The sequence below is a fragment of the Exiguobacterium sp. s194 genome, assembly GCF_018618275.1.
Classification (GTDB): Bacteria; Bacillota; Bacilli; order Exiguobacteriales; family Exiguobacteriaceae; genus Exiguobacterium; species Exiguobacterium chiriqhucha.
The window spans coordinates 188,346-205,352 of sequence record NZ_JACSLT010000004.1; the positions used below are offsets into that span (position 1 = coordinate 188,346).

At 53.0% G+C, this 17,007-nt stretch carries 17 protein-coding genes; 5 read left to right on the forward strand and 12 right to left on the reverse strand.

The genetic code is table 11. The features are described from left to right. The first annotated feature begins 111 nt into the window (after window positions 1-111). The gene (locus tag KNP85_RS06585) at window positions 112-534 is read left to right on the forward strand and encodes a hypothetical protein (RefSeq protein ID WP_214802307.1); all 423 of its coding nucleotides are present in this window, start codon (window positions 112-114) and stop codon (window positions 532-534) included. Between the two features lie 37 nt (window positions 535-571). On the opposite strand, the gene KNP85_RS06590 is transcribed toward KNP85_RS06585, so the two are convergent. Then, on the reverse strand, window positions 572-2,227 hold the full coding sequence (locus KNP85_RS06590) for a glycerol-3-phosphate dehydrogenase/oxidase (protein ID WP_058764850.1): 1,656 nt from the start codon (window positions 2,225-2,227) through the stop codon (window positions 572-574). Window positions 2,228-2,489: 262 nt separating this feature from the next. Between KNP85_RS06590 and KNP85_RS06595 the strand changes: the two genes are divergently transcribed. The 3 genes from KNP85_RS06595 (at window position 2,490) to KNP85_RS15875 (ending at window position 4,867) form a co-directional block, all read left to right on the forward strand. Next, on the forward strand, window positions 2,490-3,605 hold the full coding sequence (locus KNP85_RS06595; RefSeq protein WP_214802310.1) for an NADH-dependent flavin oxidoreductase: 1,116 nt from the start codon (window positions 2,490-2,492) through the stop codon (window positions 3,603-3,605). 266 nt (window positions 3,606-3,871) lie between these two features. Beyond that, complete coding sequence (locus KNP85_RS06600; RefSeq protein ID WP_029594656.1) at window positions 3,872-4,084, forward strand: hypothetical protein; 213 nt, start codon at window positions 3,872-3,874, stop codon at window positions 4,082-4,084. A 114-nt stretch (window positions 4,085-4,198) separates the two neighbouring features. After that, window positions 4,199-4,867: a helix-turn-helix transcriptional regulator gene (locus tag KNP85_RS15875; protein WP_214802312.1), complete on the forward strand. Its 669-nt coding sequence runs from the start codon at window positions 4,199-4,201 to the stop codon at window positions 4,865-4,867. A 14-nt stretch (window positions 4,868-4,881) separates the two neighbouring features. On the opposite strand, the gene KNP85_RS06610 is transcribed toward KNP85_RS15875, so the two are convergent. The 5 genes from KNP85_RS06610 to KNP85_RS06630 form a co-directional block, all read right to left on the reverse strand. Beyond that, entirely contained in the window at window positions 4,882-5,430 is a 549-nt protein-coding gene (locus KNP85_RS06610) for a GNAT family N-acetyltransferase (protein ID WP_214802315.1), read from the reverse strand. Between the two features lie 42 nt (window positions 5,431-5,472). Next, the gene (locus KNP85_RS06615; protein ID WP_029594653.1) at window positions 5,473-6,303 is read right to left on the reverse strand and encodes a TVP38/TMEM64 family protein; all 831 of its coding nucleotides are present in this window, start codon (window positions 6,301-6,303) and stop codon (window positions 5,473-5,475) included. Between the two features lie 133 nt (window positions 6,304-6,436). After that, complete coding sequence (locus KNP85_RS06620; protein ID WP_021066089.1) at window positions 6,437-8,032, reverse strand: CTP synthase; 1,596 nt, start codon at window positions 8,030-8,032, stop codon at window positions 6,437-6,439. A 235-nt stretch (window positions 8,033-8,267) separates the two neighbouring features. After that, complete coding sequence (rpoE, locus tag KNP85_RS06625; RefSeq protein ID WP_021066088.1) at window positions 8,268-8,747, reverse strand: DNA-directed RNA polymerase subunit delta; 480 nt, start codon at window positions 8,745-8,747, stop codon at window positions 8,268-8,270. A gap of 236 nt (window positions 8,748-8,983) precedes the next feature. Continuing rightward, complete coding sequence (locus KNP85_RS06630; RefSeq protein ID WP_251136250.1) at window positions 8,984-10,147, reverse strand: hypothetical protein; 1,164 nt, start codon at window positions 10,145-10,147, stop codon at window positions 8,984-8,986. A 171-nt stretch (window positions 10,148-10,318) separates the two neighbouring features. On the opposite strand from KNP85_RS06630, the gene KNP85_RS06635 reads away from it, so the two are divergent. After that, window positions 10,319-11,617, forward strand: a complete 1,299-nt coding sequence (locus tag KNP85_RS06635; protein ID WP_214802318.1) for a methyl-accepting chemotaxis protein — start codon at window positions 10,319-10,321, stop codon at window positions 11,615-11,617. 40 nt (window positions 11,618-11,657) lie between these two features. Here KNP85_RS06635 and KNP85_RS06640 read toward each other — a convergent pair whose 3' ends face one another. From KNP85_RS06640 to KNP85_RS06665, 6 genes are all read right to left on the reverse strand, one after another. After that, entirely contained in the window at window positions 11,658-13,787 is a 2,130-nt protein-coding gene (locus KNP85_RS06640; RefSeq protein ID WP_058764865.1) for a (Fe-S)-binding protein, read from the reverse strand. Between the two features lie 90 nt (window positions 13,788-13,877). Further along, window positions 13,878-14,594: a hypothetical protein gene (locus tag KNP85_RS06645; protein ID WP_029594649.1), complete on the reverse strand. Its 717-nt coding sequence runs from the start codon at window positions 14,592-14,594 to the stop codon at window positions 13,878-13,880. A gap of 6 nt (window positions 14,595-14,600) precedes the next feature. Continuing rightward, window positions 14,601-15,116 carry a GNAT family N-acetyltransferase gene (locus KNP85_RS06650; RefSeq protein ID WP_214802321.1) on the reverse strand — a complete coding sequence of 172 codons (516 nt, stop codon included), beginning with the start codon at window positions 15,114-15,116 and terminating at the stop codon, window positions 14,601-14,603. Between the two features lie 134 nt (window positions 15,117-15,250). Next, a complete protein-coding gene (locus KNP85_RS06655) occupies window positions 15,251-15,679 on the reverse strand; it encodes a hypothetical protein (RefSeq protein ID WP_021066082.1) in 429 nt (142 codons plus the stop codon). Further along, window positions 15,676-16,095 carry a YwiB family protein gene (locus tag KNP85_RS06660; RefSeq protein ID WP_021066081.1) on the reverse strand — a complete coding sequence of 140 codons (420 nt, stop codon included), beginning with the start codon at window positions 16,093-16,095 and terminating at the stop codon, window positions 15,676-15,678. The genes KNP85_RS06655 and KNP85_RS06660 overlap by 4 nt, the downstream gene beginning before the upstream one ends. A 186-nt stretch (window positions 16,096-16,281) precedes the next feature. Further along, entirely contained in the window at window positions 16,282-16,941 is a 660-nt protein-coding gene (locus KNP85_RS06665; protein WP_214802324.1) for a Type 1 glutamine amidotransferase-like domain-containing protein, read from the reverse strand. Between the last annotated feature and the right edge of the window lie 66 nt (window positions 16,942-17,007).

Consider the following 17,007-nt stretch of genomic DNA (forward strand, 5'->3'; position numbering starts at 1 on the left):
GTAACTCCCCCGCCTTTCTCTTTTCCATCTTTTTCAATACCATTGTCTCCCTATTTCTAAACACCCGGTGCGCTGATATACTGAAAACATGAAACGAACAGGAGCGAAATCATGAAACCATATTTGTTATACGTGTTGTTCGTCTTGGCGATTGGAAGCATGGTCGCACTCATGGTGAACGTCTTTGGAGAAGAACAAGAAGAGATACCGCTCGCCGCGGCCATCGAGACCGGTCTCGAGGACTTGCCGGAGACGTTCGCCGTCTTATCCGAGACGTTCGATGAGCCCATCGCAGACAGTGACATCGCCCGCATTAAAAAGCTGGCTTCTAATCCGGAACTCGACGAAGCGAACGTGCACACGCTCGGCACAATCAATGTTATCTTCGAAGGACGACCAACCACGCTGACCCTCGAAACAGAAGTGAATCGTGAGGACGGCACGTATCTTTATCTGTATTTGTTCGGCGAACCGGACGTCGTCGAGGCGCTCGACGAACGCATCATGGCGTATTATGAAGAATTAGGCATATGAAAAGGAACCTCGCCGCGGCGAGGTTCCTTTTATTTCGTTAGTCGACCGTGACAGGGACGACCGCGAGATCAATCTCTTTCTCGACCTCGGCCCGCTCTTCAGCGAGACGAGCATCCGACCATTTGAAGACATCGGCCATGCAACGGAGCACGCCGTCTTTATAGTTGCGGACGAAGTCGATGTCGAAGAACATCGCTCCGGTCCGGCGGACGAGGAAGTCGATGGCCCGAACGACCGACTCTTCTTCGATGCCATACATGAGTTGTGCATAGACGTACTCTGGAAGGTCGTACGCGTTCGAGTCCATCCGTTCGATGACACGATCGATGTTCGATCCGTAGAGACGAACGAGCTGCTCGGCTTTGACGTCATCGAGACCAAGGTTTTTCAGTTCAGCTTTCTTCTTCGTCAAGAAGTCATCGAACCCTTTCGAACCGCCGACATGGCCGCCCGACATCGGCATATGTTTCGTGCGCGAAGCGAGGAAGACGATGCCTTCTTCTTGCTTGAGCAGTTTCGCCACCAAATCGACGACCGTCTCTGACATCTTGCGATAACCGGTCAACTTCCCACCGGCAATCGTGATTAAGCCGCTTTCCGACTGCCAAACCTCATCTTTCCGTGAGATTTCAGACGGGTCTTTGCCTTCTTCATAGATGAGCGGACGAATCCCGGCCCAGCTCGACTCGACGTCATCTGCCGTCACGTTCACGTCTGGGAACATATAATGGATCGCCTCTAAAATATAGTCGCGGTCCTCGGTCGTCATGCGTGGATGAGCTTTATCCTTATCGAAGAACGTGTCTGTCGTCCCGACGTACGCTTTGCCGTCACGCGGAATCGCGAACACCATCCGGCCGTCCGGTGTATCGAAATAGATGGCTTGTTTGAGCGGGAATTTCGACTGGTCAATGACGAGGTGAATCCCTTTCGTCAAACGGAGCATCTTCCCTTTGTTCGAGCCGTCCTGTTCGCGGAGCACGTCGACCCAAGGTCCGGTCGCGTTGATGACTTTCTTCGCATAAACTTCGTACGTCTTGCCGTCGATTTGGTCTTCAACGTGGACGCCGACGACTTTGCCTTGCTCATAGATTAGACCAGTCACTTTCGAATAGTTCAAGAGGAGAGCGCCGTGGTTGGCCGCCTCTTTCGCGACTTCAATCGTCATACGGGCATCATCTGTCCGATATTCGACGTAATAACCGCCACCGACAAGACCGTCTTTTTTGACGAGCGGCGCTTTTTGAATGACTTCATCTGGCTTCAACATCAAACGTCGCTCGGCGCGTTTGACGCCCGCTAAGAAATCGTACACCATCAAGCCGACCGCTGTGGAGAGCGGTCCGAACGTGCCGCCTTTATGCATCGGCAACAGCATGCGTTCTGGCGTCGTGACGTGTGGCCCGTTCTCATAGACGATGGCGCGTTCTTTTCCGACTTCGGCGACGAGCGCGACTTCGAACTGTTTCAAGTAGCGCAACCCTCCGTGGACGAGTTTCGTCGAACGGCTCGATGTTCCGGCTGCGAAGTCTTGCATTTCGAGCACGGCCGTCTTCATTCCGCGAGACGCGGCATCGAGCGCGATTCCGGCACCGGTGATTCCTCCGCCGACGACGAGCACGTCGTGACGTTCACCCGTTAACTGTTCATATCGTTTGGCACGTTCTTTTGCTGAGAAATTTCTGATTTCCATCTTGTCCCCTCCTATAATGAATCCGGTTCGATGTATGCGAAAAGAGACCACAACAAAACAAGGCTTCGCCCCCCATGTCGTGGTCTCTCTGTAGTCTCCAACCGGTTATCAACTTTTCTCCTGTATTATACCCCATTTTCTAGCATTCAACCATCGACCCGCTCACGGAGTGTGCAACCTGCTCCTCAGAAAGCGTCCCGCTCGCAATTTCAAAATGAGAAGACTAGACTTCAAGGTATCACCAACAAGGAGGAGTTTTTTTATGAAACGCATGTTACAACCTTTCCAATTCAAAAACGGCGTCGAGCTCCACAATCGGCTCGTACTTGCGCCGATGACCCATTATTCGTCAGAACCGACGGGTGAAGTGTCGGAACACGAACTCGCCTATTACCGCAAGCGAGCGAAGAACGTCGGCCTCGCCATCACGGCGTGTGCTTACGTGACCGAAGACGGCAAAGGGTTCCCGAACGCCTTCGGTGTGAATGACGACAAGTTCATCCCTGGGCTTCGTCAGCTCGCTGAAAGTTTGAGAGCGGAAGGCGCGAAAGCGATTCTTCAAATCTTCCATGCAGGACGCATGTCTCCTCCGGAACTCGTTCCGAACGAACAACCAGTAAGCGCCAGCGCCATCGCACCGGTCCGTGAAGGTGCCGCCACACCACGCGCCCTTGAGACTGAAGAAGTCGAAGCCATCATCGAGGCGTTCGGCGAAGCGACACGTCGTGCCATTGAGGCCGGTTTTGACGGCGTCGAGATTCACGGGGCGAACACGTATTTGATTCAACAATTCTTCTCACCTCACTCGAATCGACGCGACGATTGCTTCGGTGGCGACGTAAACGCACGCCTCACATTCCCGCGTGAAGTCATTCGCTCGGTCAAACGTGCAGCTGAAGGCGCGGACAATTTCTTAATCGGCTACCGCTTCTCGCCTGAAGAAGTCGAAGAGCCAGGCATCACGCTCGACGATACGGACGTATTGATCGATATGTTGCTCGAAGAAAATCTCGACTACCTCCACGCCTCGCTCTGGAACTTCAATATCGGTTCAATGCGGAACGAGAACGTGACGGAGCGGTCGATTGATCGCATCGCTAAACGCATCAACGGTGCCGTCCCGCTCATCGGAGTCGGACAGCTCCAGCGCCCAGGTCAAGTCGAAGACGCACTGAACGTCATCGACCTCGCCGCGCTCGGCCGCGAACTCATCATCGACCCGGATTGGCTCGAGAAAGTGAAAGACGGTCGTGAAGACGAAATCGAGACCGAACTCGACTTGAACAAACAAGCCGAACTCGCCGTCCCGGCTCCGCTCTGGAACGCCATCACAACACGTGCCGGCTGGTTCCCAATCAAAGACCAAGCCGTCAAATAAGCCTTCAACCGCAGACTTCATGTCTGCGGTTTTTTTGTGGTTTGTGCAATTCATCGAGTAGTGTGAGAAATGGGATATGCTACGGACACAATTTCGTCACATTTTTCATCTTTTTCACCACTTCTTTCGTGTTGACCTAACTTTCCAACCTTTCACCCCCTTCGTAAGCTAAGGACAGGAACCGTTTCCTCGATGAAACTGCGGGCCAAGCCTCGCTTGCACCGCGCCTGTCTGTTTGACCGTCTTTTGAAAGGGGCATATGATGTATGACGAAAAAGCCAATTGATCTCGATGCGTACAACAAACAACTCAATCAGCATCAACAGCGTACGAAAGAAGTCGCTGAAACGTATCGACAAAAAAGTAAGGAACTCGAACACCACCTCGAATCATCCGCACGTTCCCGTGAAGAAGCGCTCGCTCGCGAAATCGCCGAATTAAAGCAAGTGACTAAACGGAACGTTCCACGAAATAAATAAACGGTTCCCGATCGTACGACGAAAGAAGTGACTCATCCGGTGGAAAACAAAATCAAACGCCAATTTCTGAATCATCTGCATCGTGACAAAAATTTGTTCGATGATTTTCAGCATGTGGATAACTTTTATACGCTCGATCAACACATTGTGAGTGCGCTCCGCAGCGCCCATCCGATTCGGGCCGAACAGCTGCTCGAGACGCTGACGCTCGACCTATTGAAACTTCCGGTCTCCGATGAGTATATGAGTGTCCGTTTCTACTACCGCGGCCTCGTCTATCACGTCATCCGTCTGATTCCAGTCGATAACCCAAACGTCCAGACCGCGCTCAATTATACGAGCGCTCTTCTCATCTTAATCGATGAACTGACGACGACACTCGACTTTATCTATGCCATTCCCGTCATCGTCGACCATTTGACGAAGATGATGGCGTTTCTATCCCCTCCCGTGTCGACGAACCCGAACGTCACGACGACCATCCATTTGATTGAAGAGCATTTGAAAGAGCCAGAACTATCGCTCCCGTGGATCGCCCAACAAATCGGGTTATCAAACAATTATTTGTCGGCCCTGTTCAAACAGGAAGTCGGCGAGAGTGTACCCGAACGAATCCGGCGCCGCCGCATCGATGCGTCCATCGCCGATTTGCTCGGAACGAATTTGCCGATTTGTACCATCGGTGAGAAATATCGCTTCGCCTCGTGCACGGCCTATATCAACACGTTCAAGACGTACAAACAAATGACCCCGCTCCAATACCGCCAATTGTTCCACACGTGAAAAGCGCTAAGCCTCTACCGAGACTTAGCGCTTTCTGTCATCCATTCTTCTCGCAACAAACCCATGCGAATCGAGTCGTAACGCACGTCGTCGACGACGCGCACCTGACGAATCCGACCTTCGAGTCGCATGCCGATTTTCTCGGCCACTTTCATCATCCGCTCATTGCCCGACCACGTCGTCAATCCGACCCGGACCGTCGGCAACGTCTGAAACAGATGGCCGACCCACAGCTTGAGCGCCCGCGTGCCGATGCCACGATTCCAGCGGTCGGCTTGATGGAGGATGATCCCGACCTCGAGCCAATTCTGTCCGGCGTCTTCATAATAGAAGGAAACCGTCCCGTAGACGGTCCCATCGACCTCGATGACCCGCATGTCGTCACGGCCGACGTGTTCGCCCGCATTCTGACAGTACACCTCATACGTGTGCGCCCGATGTTCAAAATACGGCGCGTCCCATTTCTTGAATTCCGGCGCCTCGTCCTTATACATCAATTCCCATAACCGATCCAAGTCGCGTGACGCAATCGGTCGAATCACTAATTCTTCATCGCGAACCATAACGTCTTCCTCTCTAACTGTGCTCTTGACGGTTTCGCGATGTCAGTTCGAATTCCCTTTTTTCCGTTTGCGCCAGACGAGCGCCAAGATGACGAGCAATAGGCTCGCCGTGACCGAGACGACGGCGAACGGACTCGCACCGGTGATAAACAGTTCGCCGAGCGAGACCGAATAGGCGAGGCCGAACGACGTGACGAGCTTCGCGCCGATGGCAATCAAAACGAATCGCGGGAATGGCACCCGGCTGAACCCGGCCGCGAGACAGATGACCTCATCGGGCAAAATCGGGATGATGAACAAGACGAGCAACACACCGAGCCCGTACTTGTCCACGTATCGGTCATACGTCGCGAGCTTGTCGGCGTCGATAAGCCGCATCACCCGCTCCCGTCCGAACCGAGCGAGCCCGTACATGACGAGGATGCCGAGCGTCGTCGCGACGCTCCCGATTAAGGCCGCCCGGAGCGGCCCAAGGGCGACACTGCCAATCGGGACACTGACCGCCTCTGGGACCGGGAGCGCGATCGGCTGCAGGAAGCTGAAGGCGGCGAACACCCACATCGCCTGGTCGCCATACTGTTCGAGCAACCGCTCGAGCCCGTACGAGTCGTACAAGACGAGTCCGAACGAGACGTAGTATACGAAGACGAACAACAAGAATAACGTGAACGTGACTTTTAGCATTTGTTTCAAGTACGTATTCGAGCCCTCACGAATCGACCGCAATAGACCAATCGACAGTGCGAGCAATACAATCCCGGTCCACCCGAGTTGATACGGCAATAATAGCGTCGGCAAGACGACGAACGGCAACAGGCTGAGCGTGACGAGCGCTCCCCCGTATCCTGCATAAATCATAGTTCGTTCTCGCATGTCGCATCGCCCTCTCCCTGTTCTACTATTAGTGTACCCGGATTTCGGGCAACATGTATCCACCTGAAGCTGTTGCGCACATCAGCCTTTTGCCCGAGAAAAAAGGCCACAGTCATAGACTGTGACCTGCCACTCACTCGCCGAGTGAGGCTTGGATGAAATCGTGGAACAAGCGTTGCGGACGCTCTGGACGCGAAATGAGTTCTGGGTGGAACTGTGACGCGACGAACCACTTGTGCTCTGGAATCTCGATGATTTCGACGAGACGGCCGTCCGGGCTCGTTCCTGAGAACTTGAACCCTTCTGCCTCGAACGCTTCACGGTACTCGTTGTTGAACTCGTAACGGTGACGATGGCGCTCATAGACGAGCTCTTGGTTGTAGGCGGCGTGCGCTTTCGTGCCTGGCTCGAGCTTACATGGATAGAGGCCGAGACGGAGCGTGCCACCGAGGTCCTCGATATCTTTTTGTTCTGGAAGCAAATCAATAATCGGATAGTTCGTCGTCGGATCGATTTCGGCCGAGTGGGCACCGTCGAGCTTCAAGACGTTACGGGCGAACTCGACCGTCGCGAGCTGCATGCCGAGGCAAATCCCGAAGAATGGGACGTTGTTCTCACGCGCATAACGCGTCGCTTCGATTTTCCCTTCAATGCCGCGTTCTCCAAATCCGCCTGGGACGAGAATACCGTCTGCGTCTCCGAGAAGCGTCTCGACGTTCTCTGCCGTCACCTCTTCAGCGTTGACCCAATCGATATCGATGTCGGCGTTGAAGGCGTAACCGGCGTGCTTGAGTGATTCCGCGACCGAGATGTACGCGTCACGAAGTTCGACGTATTTTCCGACGAGAGCGATTTTGACTTTCTTCTCGAGGTGCGTGACCGTGTGTACAAGCTCTTTCCAAGCCGTCATGTCAGCGGCCGGCGTGTTGAAGCCGAAGTAATCGTTGACGAGTTGGTCCATTCCTTGCTTTTGAAGGTTGAGCGGCACTTCGTAAAGCGTCGACGCATCTTGTGCCTCGATGACCGCTTCTTTACGCGTGTCACAGAACAAGGCGATCTTTTCACGCATCTCTTCTGGGATGTCGTGCTCGGTACGGAGGACAATGATATCCGGCTGAATCCCGTAACTACGGAGCTCTTTGACGCTGTGTTGCGTCGGTTTCGTCTTCATCTCACCGGCAGCGCGAAGGTAAGGGACGAGCGTACAGTGGACGTACATGACGTTCTCTTTGCCGATGTCGTTCTTCACTTGACGAATGGCCTCGATGAACGGAAGCGACTCGATGTCCCCGACTGTTCCACCAATCTCTGTGATGACGACATCCGCGTTCGTCTCGCGACCGGCGCGGAAGACGCGGTCTTTAATCTCGTTCGTGATGTGTGGAATGACTTGGACCGTACCCCCGTTATAATCGCCACGGCGTTCTTTTTTCAAGACCGTCGAGTAGATGCGACCTGACGTCACGTTGGCGTTTTGCGACAAGTTGATGTCGATGAAGCGCTCGTAGTGACCGAGGTCAAGGTCCGTCTCAGCGCCGTCATCTGTGACGAACACCTCTCCGTGCTGGTACGGGCTCATCGTTCCTGGGTCGATATTGATATACGGGTCAAACTTCTGAATCGTCACGTTCAAACCTCGGTTTTTGAGTAGACGTGCGAGTGAAGCGGCTGTGATCCCTTTACCGAGTGAAGATACTACCCCACCTGTTACGAAAATATACTTTGTCATCATCATTCTCCTCTCTTAAATGCCACAACGGGAAACGAAAAAACAAAAAAAGCAAAAGTGCCCCCACTGAAATGGAGGACACTTTTGCTGCATCGTTACGTGCTAAACTAGCCCATGACTAATTTACGTCAGAGACGATGCAGTCGTCAAGTCATTATTTTTTCTTTTTTTCAACTGTCAAAAAAGAAAAAGAGACACGCCTAGCCGGGACAAATGCCCGGCTTTTTGCGGTCTCTTATAAATCATCCTCGTCTTCTAAGTCGAGGTCGTCGTCCAAGTCTTCGTCCTCGAACTCGTCAAGGCCTTCCACTTTTTCGGCTTCATCCTCGGCATCGAACTCAGATGCGTCAAAATCTTCACCTTTTGCAAAGACGTCAAGGTCGTCTTCAATGTCGACGATGCCTTCATCCGTCTCATCGATCTCTTCTTCGAACTCATCGAGCTCACCGCGTTGGCGTGCTTCGATGACGAGATCTTCGTCTGACTTATCGAACGGATACCAAACACGAAGCGCCCAACGGTTAGCTCCCAAGTTGACGAATAGTCCGTCGATGTTCATGTCCGTGTAGAGTTGCGCGATTTTCTCGAGCTCTTCCTCTTCACTTGCGAACGTATAGTTTTGTCTGATCAGCTCACGAATCTCATCAAATGACACTGGTTGCTCGCCAGTCTTTTGAAGAATTTCGTAAACGAAATCGATCAACGATTTATTCATTAAAGGACACTCCTTTTCCGTCACTAGTTAAACATCACTCCTCATTATAAACAAAACCGATATGAAAAAGCTAGAGGAAATTATTTTGAAGTTTCAACGGTTTTTTGGATGCGCAACCAATACAGCGTAATCAATCCGACGTTGAAGATCCACGTCAAACCGAGCACCCCGAGCATCCAACCACGCGGGATTTTAAAGGACAACTCTGCATTGACGGACTGGCCGGTATATAGACCTTAGCCGAGCAATCCAACCATGAGCGCGGAATAAGCGACGACCATCCCGAACCGTTTCCATAGTTGCAAGAGCAGCGAGGCGAACTCTTTATTGTCCCCATACGATGCATATAGATAGACGTGACCCGCACTCGCGTACATCGTCTGGACGTACCCACTCACAAACAGGACCGGAATAAACACGATCGGCTCCAAGAAACCGAGGAAGAATAGCAGCGACGTGACGAGCAGGACGTAGTAAGGATGACGCGCCACGTCGAACACACGGTTCAATAATATCCAGCCGATGACGCCCGCCAAGAACGGCATGAACACATAGAACAAGAGCACTTGAAACGAATATAGGACCAGACTGATGAATACGGCGCCAATCAACGTCCAGCCGCCGAACAACCCGACGACGAACGCGAGCAGTTGAACTTGGCGCGTCCGGGTGGCACTGACGTACGTTCTCGTCCGCTCCTGGAACAATACCCACCCGACGTAGCCGAGCAAAATAATCATCAATAAAAAGATTTCCACATACCCGCTCGCCCCTTCCAACAGGCTGAGGAGACGGCTCACCAACGTGAACACGGTGACGGTGATGAAGGCAAGCACGAACTTCCCTGTCGCCCATGCCCACGTCGCCGTTTTCTCGAGCGGCAACTTTCTCACGAACAGCCAAGGCAGGATCAGACTGACGAGGAAGAGGATGACAGCCTCGTCATATGATCGAGTCAGCACATAAGAGAAAATGATGATCCAGGCAACGAGTGCGAGTACGAGCGGGAGCGAACTCCCTTTCTGATCCGTCGACTCGTCTGTGGTGGACAGTTCCTTCAGCTGTGACAAAATCGTCGTCATAATCGACCCGACACCGATCGATCCGACACCGACAAGAAAAGCGCTCAATTCGATCGCCCAGCCAAACGGCAGCAAAAAGCAGATGAGTCCGGTCACCAAGACGGTCAGCGCCAGTAAGAATGTCTGTTTCGAGCCAAGGCGACCAATGATGTACACCCATAGAAGCAGTCCCGACATACTCGCCACGTAAAAAATCATGAACGGGATTAATCGTCCGACGCCGTCTTCGACCGCCATGATGGACAAAAATAAAATTTGAGGCAAGATTTGACTGCTGAGGGCACTGACAATCGTCAATAACACGACCGTGTTTTTCATTAAAGATACCTCATTTCTAGAAAATGATCGAATCGCTCTCCTTTCCTTCTTTCCCGCTACCTTCCATTCGAGAACCTCTCGAATCACACATCAGCTCCTCAGTTTTTTCACATTTTTGCCGATATAGAAAAGAAAGCTATTTTAGCTGTACGAGAAAAAGGAGAATGAAACATGGCACTGTTCCGTAAATCAAAACCTACCGCCTACACCGCATCGATCGGCTTCCCTGATGTGGCGAAGACCGCACGGCCGACCGATCAAAATTTGAACGGGCGCACCCATTATATGGGTTATACGACGTCGCAAGTGAAGCGACTTCAAGACATGGCCCCGCTCGTCGAATCCGTGTTAGACGATGTCCTTGAAAACGTCCTCGACCACTTGATGTTGCAGTCTGAGATGGTCCAAATCGCCAACGCCTCGTCGACACGGGAGCGACTTAAAAAAGTGTTTGCTGACTATTTCCGTAGTCTATTGACCGGAAACATCGATGACAAGTTCCTTGCGATGCGTAAACGGATGGGCCAGACGCATCACCACTATGCTGTACCGGTCGTCTGGTTCCTCGCGACCTATTCTGCCTTCAACACGTTGCTCGTCCCAAAAATCGTCGAGACGTACCAACACGACCCGGCCACATTGACCGAATCGCTCCTCGCATTGTCCCATGCGATGAACTTGGACGCCCAAATCGTCACTGAGCAGTACGTCGATGCGCGTCTCGATGAGATTGAATCGGCAAACGTCGCCCGAGCGACGCTATTGAACGATGTCAGTCGCGTCAGCACGGAAGTCGCGACGACGATGGAGCAGACCGGTCACGCCATGTCCGAGACGAGCAAGCGAGCCCATCAAGTGTTGTCCGAGACCGAGCAGACGGAGAAGATGAGCCGTCACTTGATGAGCTTGACGCATACGAACGGCGAGCAAATCGAACAGATGGAATCCGAGTTCAAACAGTCAGCGACGTACGTCGACGCCTCGCTCGATCGCATCACCGCGCTCAAGGACGGCTCGCAAGAAATCGTCAGCATGACTCGGAGCATCGAACAGATTGCCAACCAGACAAACTTGCTCGCCTTGAACGCATCAATCGAAGCGGCCCGAGCCGGTGAGCACGGCAAAGGCTTCGCCGTCGTCGCGACCGAAGTGAGGACGCTTGCCGAGAATGCAAAACAGCTGAGCAGTCAAATCAACGTCCTCATCCATGAGAATGAAGCGAACATCGCCGCCCTGCTCGATCAAATGGGACAGATGCATCGAACGAACGACGAGGCAATGCGTCAACTCGGTGCCGTCAAAGCTGGCTTCTCGACCGTCAAAGACGAGATGGGCAATTACGTCCTGTCGTTCGAACGGAACAAGCAAGACCTCGGCCAAATGGTCGAGACGATTTCGGCCATCAATGAGACGACACAAGGACTATCACACCTGACGTCTTCCTTATTGGCCACTTCCGAGATGCACTGACGACAGAACAAGGCACGGTCCGCGGACCGTGCCTTGTTTTTTATTGAACGAGTGGTTCAGGTACTTCGATTGGAGCAAGTGAGCGATCGAGCAGTTCAACGACGTCGAACGTACCGACCGTCTCATCGACTTCTTTCGCCTTCGTTCCGTCCGAGAGCATCGTCAAGCAGTACGGACACGCCGATCCAATGACCGTCGGTTTCGTCTCGAGCAACTGCTCGGTCCGGGCCACATTTACGCGCGTTCCGACTTTCTCTTCTTGCCACATGAGACCGCCGCCGGCGCCGCAGCACATGCCGTTCTCACGGTTCCGCTCCGCCTCGACAAGTTCAACACCTGGAATGCGTTCCAAGACGAAACGCGGGGCGTCGTAAATACCGTTATAGCGCCCGAGATAACATGAATCGTGATAGACGACACGCTCGTTCACGGAGAAGTCCGGTTTGACACGGCCCGTATCGAGCAGCTCGGCGAGGAGCTCGGTATGGTGATACACTTTCACACCCGTGAGTCCAAAGTCCGGATACTCGTTTTTGAACGTGTTATACGCGTGCGGGTCGACCGTGACGATTTTCGTGACCCCATACTTCTCGAACAGTTTGATGTTCGCTTCGGCGAGCTCTTGGAACAACAGCTCGTTCCCGATGCGGCGTGGCGTATCCCCTGAGTTCTTCTCTTCGTTACCAAGGATGGCGAACGAGACGCCGGCCTTGTTCAAGACGCTCGCAAAGCTTTGCGCGACTTTTTGGCTACGGCTGTCGTATGAGCCCATCGCTCCGACCCAGAAGAGGAATTCAAACTCTTCGCCGGCCTTTTTCTTCTCTTTCGCCGTCGGGATGACGAGTTCTTCCCGGTCTTTGCGCCAATTCTCACGCTCTTTCCGGTTCATCCCCCACGGGTTGCCTTGACGTTCGATATTGGCGACCGTACGCTGCGCTTCTGGATCCATCTTGCCTTCCATCATGACGAGGTAACGGCGCAAATCGATAATCTTGTCGACGTGCTCGTTCATGACCGGACATTGGTCCTCACAGTTGCGGCACGTCGTACATGCCCAAATCTCTTCTTCAGTGATGACGTTGCCGATCAACTCATCGGCGACGAGCATATGTCCGTCTTGGGCCGCGGCGGCAATCTCGGCCCCTTGCGTGTTTTGGAACAAGAGCGCCGGTGCCCACGGTGACTTCCGGGTGACGGCGGCCCCTTTCATGTTCATATGGTCGCGCAGCTTGACGATGAGGTCCATCGGCGACAGCATCTTACCGGTCCCGGTCGCCGGGCAGACGTTCGTACAGCGTCCGCACTCGACACAGGCATACAAATCGACGAGTTGTTTTTGGTTGAAGTCTTCGATTTTATTGACCCCGAAGACGACTTCTTCGTCCGACTCCTCGGCTTCTTCCATCGCCGAGAAATCGACCGGAGCGAGACGACCGACCTGGTGCGTCCGTCCGAGCCAGACGTTGAGCGTCCCGGCGATCAAGTGGGCGTGCTTGCCTTGCGGGATATAAATCATGAAGCTGAGCAAGAACAAGAGATGAAGCCACCAGAAGACGACGAACAAGGCGAAGGCAATCCCTCCCGGTACCCATGCGAACGCCGAACCGATGAGCGTTGCGACCGGTTCACCCCACATCGGAAGTTCTTCCTTATAGACGAGGTAGAACCCGTTCCCGAACAAGACCGATACCATCAGCCCACCGATGAAGATGAGGGCGAGGCCGGCCAAGAAGTTTCGTTTCAAGCGCACGAGCTTCTCGATGTAACGGCGGTAGAATCCCCAAACGACCGCGACAAGAATCATGAGCATGACGATTTCTTGCATGAACGTGAAAATTGGATAGAGCGGACCGAGCGGGATGTGCGGGAAACGTGTCCCGACAGCAAGCCCTTTCCAGATGAAGTCGATGGCCCCGAACTGGACGAGGATGAACCCATAGAACATCATGACGTGAATGATGCCGCTCTTCTTGTCTTTTAACAATTTCTTTTGGCCGAACACGTTGATCATGACCTGTTCGAGCCGTTCCTTATTCGTTTGGCTCCACTCTGCCTGCTTCCCGAGCTTGATGAACGTATAGCGCTGATAGACCAGCGAGGCGAACAAATACAGTCCATAGCCGAGGACGAGCAAGAATAGAATCCAGTTGACGATTAAAAATGTAGACATCCCCAAAACTCCCCCTTATGAAAACGGATTCAATCTTGAATTCAGTATATCAAACAATGAATGAACAGTCATTCATTTTTATCGAAGGGGTCAAAAATTGAGCACATGCTTCAAGAATAAGAGGATGCCGCCATACCCGACTACCGCGAGGACGAACGTCCGGAAGTGGAGGTTGCGGTCGGCTGGAAGTTCGAACTTGACGATATTCAGAATCATCGCCCCGGCGACAAACGCGAACAAGATGGCCTCGACGTGCGAGGCGAGATCGATGAAACGGGAAAAGAAACCGCCGATGAGGATGCCGCCGCTCAACAAATAACGTCCTTGCCGAAGGTAGCGTTCCCCGTAATGGCGATACAAGTCGTGACCGACAGCGAGGAAGTGGACGCCGAGCGCCGTTGCGTAGAAGCTGCGGGCGACGAACGTGACGGATGATGCCGTAACGACGTAAGCCGAGAACGACATATATGCCGTCAACAGCGTCACTTGGAGCCAATACGACACGTTCTGATCAATCGTCTCGTCTTTGAAGTGTGGCGTTCGAACGACACGCATCGTCCCATAAAAGACGGTGAAGCCGAGCAAGCTGATGACATAAATCTCCGACGGCAAGGCCAGGTCGAGCCATTCGACCCGCAGCGTGTCTTGCCGCTTGTTCAAAGACGGCAAGAGATACATGAAAAAGTACGTGATGGCGATCCCGCTCGAAAACGAGAACCATTTTTGAGACGGTACCCGGTCTCGTGGAAACAGATAGATTCCCCAAAAATTGATCAGTGCTAAATAGACCACGATCCAATTCGCCATCTCACGTCATCCTTTCAGTTCAATCCAAAACCGCTCGACGATTTTCCCGCCTTCCGTTGTGAACGGTGTGTCCGGTATTCCTCCGTTATTCAAGATGACTTGGCGTGACGCCACGTTCGTCCGGTCACACGTAATCAACGCCCGCTCGATCCCGAGTTCTTTCGCTTTCTCGAGCGCGAGCTCGAGCTGTTTCGTTGCCAGACCGCGTCCACGTGCGCTCGGCTTGATGCCGTACCCGATATGTCCCCCAAAGTTGAGGAGGTTGTCATTCAATTCGTGACGGATATTCGCCGCCCCGAGCAACTCGTTCCCGTCCGTCAGCCAATACGTCGTACTCGGCACCCAACTGACGTTGTTCACCCGTACCTCTTTATCACGAATCTGTTTAACGTACGACGCAAAGTCAGACGCGTCGCGGTCGACCGCGTTCGGGACGATCGTCTCTTCCCGCTCCCGCCACTCCTGTAAAAATTCGAGTACTTGCGCTTGTTGCGCCATCGTTGTTTTGACGAGCTGTAGCATCTGACGTCCCCCTAATTGATTGGTCTTTCTTCATCATAACGAAGCCGATTCACGTTGAAAACAGACGTTCCTGTGACGAGATGTCGCCTTTTTTCATAGAATCATCTAGCAAAAAACCCGCAATCGATTGCGGGTCAGTCTTCTAATCCTAGTCGTTTTGGCATCTGTGGGGCGAGTGTACGGGCCTCGTCTAAACGGCCAGCCTCGACGAGCGTGTGGAACCGTAAAAATTCCTCATGTGTCGCGTCACCGATGGCCGCCAAATAATCGATATAGCGTTCGTACACCGACTTGTCTTCCGGCCGCGCCTCGATCAACGCGACGTAAAGCCGGACCGTATCTTCTCCATAAAGAAGCGGGAACTCATCGTTCAACTGGAGCAACTTGTCGACCGAGTCCATATCGACACCGGTCTCGTTGTCATAGTGCCCGACGACCTGCTCAGCATGGTCCTCGAGGCGGCCACGCCACTCTTCATACTCGTCCTCGTTCGTTTCGAGCATCTCGAACCAATCCTCGTTCAACATCTCTTCAATCTTTTTCACGCGTTCTGCAAAATTCATGCGAACTCTCCTCCTTCAAACGTCCATGTGACGTCGACGTCATAATTTCCCGCCACGTCTTCGTTCATCGATAACTCGTAGACGAAGCGGCAACGGCCGTCCGCGACATCGAGTCGCTCTGTCGTCGTCGCCATCGTCATCGACATATATGGGTTTTTATATAGGCTTTGCGTCAAACGTCCTTCAATAAAGGAATGATTCATCTCGATCGGTCCTTTACAGATGAGCGCGAGCCGGCCTGTCGTATATTTGATTGTCGTCGGAACGACACCGTCTTCCCGTTCTTGATCGAACGTCAAGATGAAGCCGGTCTTCAATTCATAATAGAGCCCCTCGGCTTGCAGCTCGATCGGTTCCGCGATCTCACTGATCGTCGTCTTTTGGCGCACACGTACGCGTTTCGGTTCAATTGCCATGATGATTCCCCTTTCCGCTGTCCCATCGTACCATATCACGCGAACGGTCCGGAATCGGTAACTTTTTCTTTCCCGGTTCGCACGCGCTTCACACGTCGGGCCCGATCAATTTTATATTATGTTCGTGCAAGAAGTCCGCTTCAAGCAAAAGACCGCGGATGTGATCATCCGCGGCCGTTCGTTCCGTTAAAACTTCAGCCAATTACCTTCCGAAATCACGTCTACACGCCCGTCGACGACTCGAATCGCCGTCTCGTCATCGATGGCGTAGCTCGGCCCAGCCAACATGCCTGCCCATTCGGTCGCATGCTCGGACGTGTTCTCCGGCAACATCTCATGATCGAGGTGAGGGAAAATCGAGAAATCGACATACCCTAGTGTCTTATCGCCCTGCTCGCCCGGTGCCTGCCAACCGACAAACGCCTCCCCGATGCGCGGGGTCATGACCATGCTGCCGGCACTCAAACCGACATAGACGCCATTCCAATCCGGTAACAGCTGCGCGACACCGGACTGCTGCATCCAATAATGCAAGAACAGAGGGTCGCCTCCGTTGACCAACAACACATCCGCCTCGTCGAACGCCGGTCTCCACACCGTTTCATCAAGGCTTGGGAGGGCACTCAATTCGAGGACCCCGACCGACTTCCACCCTAACTCACATATCGGCGTCGAGAAATCACCGTTGAAAAAGTTCCACGCGTGATTCGTCCCACCCGGCAACGCGTAAATCGCGGTCGGGATGCACAGGGCGGTACACTCCTCAATCGGTTTCCCTAACAACTCGAGTAACGCTTGTTTAATCCGGTCATTTTTAATCCCGGCCGATGTCAGTAACAGTCTCATTTCAACCCCTCCTCGTCTTGTCTATATATGAATTCGTGCTCTCTCGTCATTTCCCTGTACGCAAAA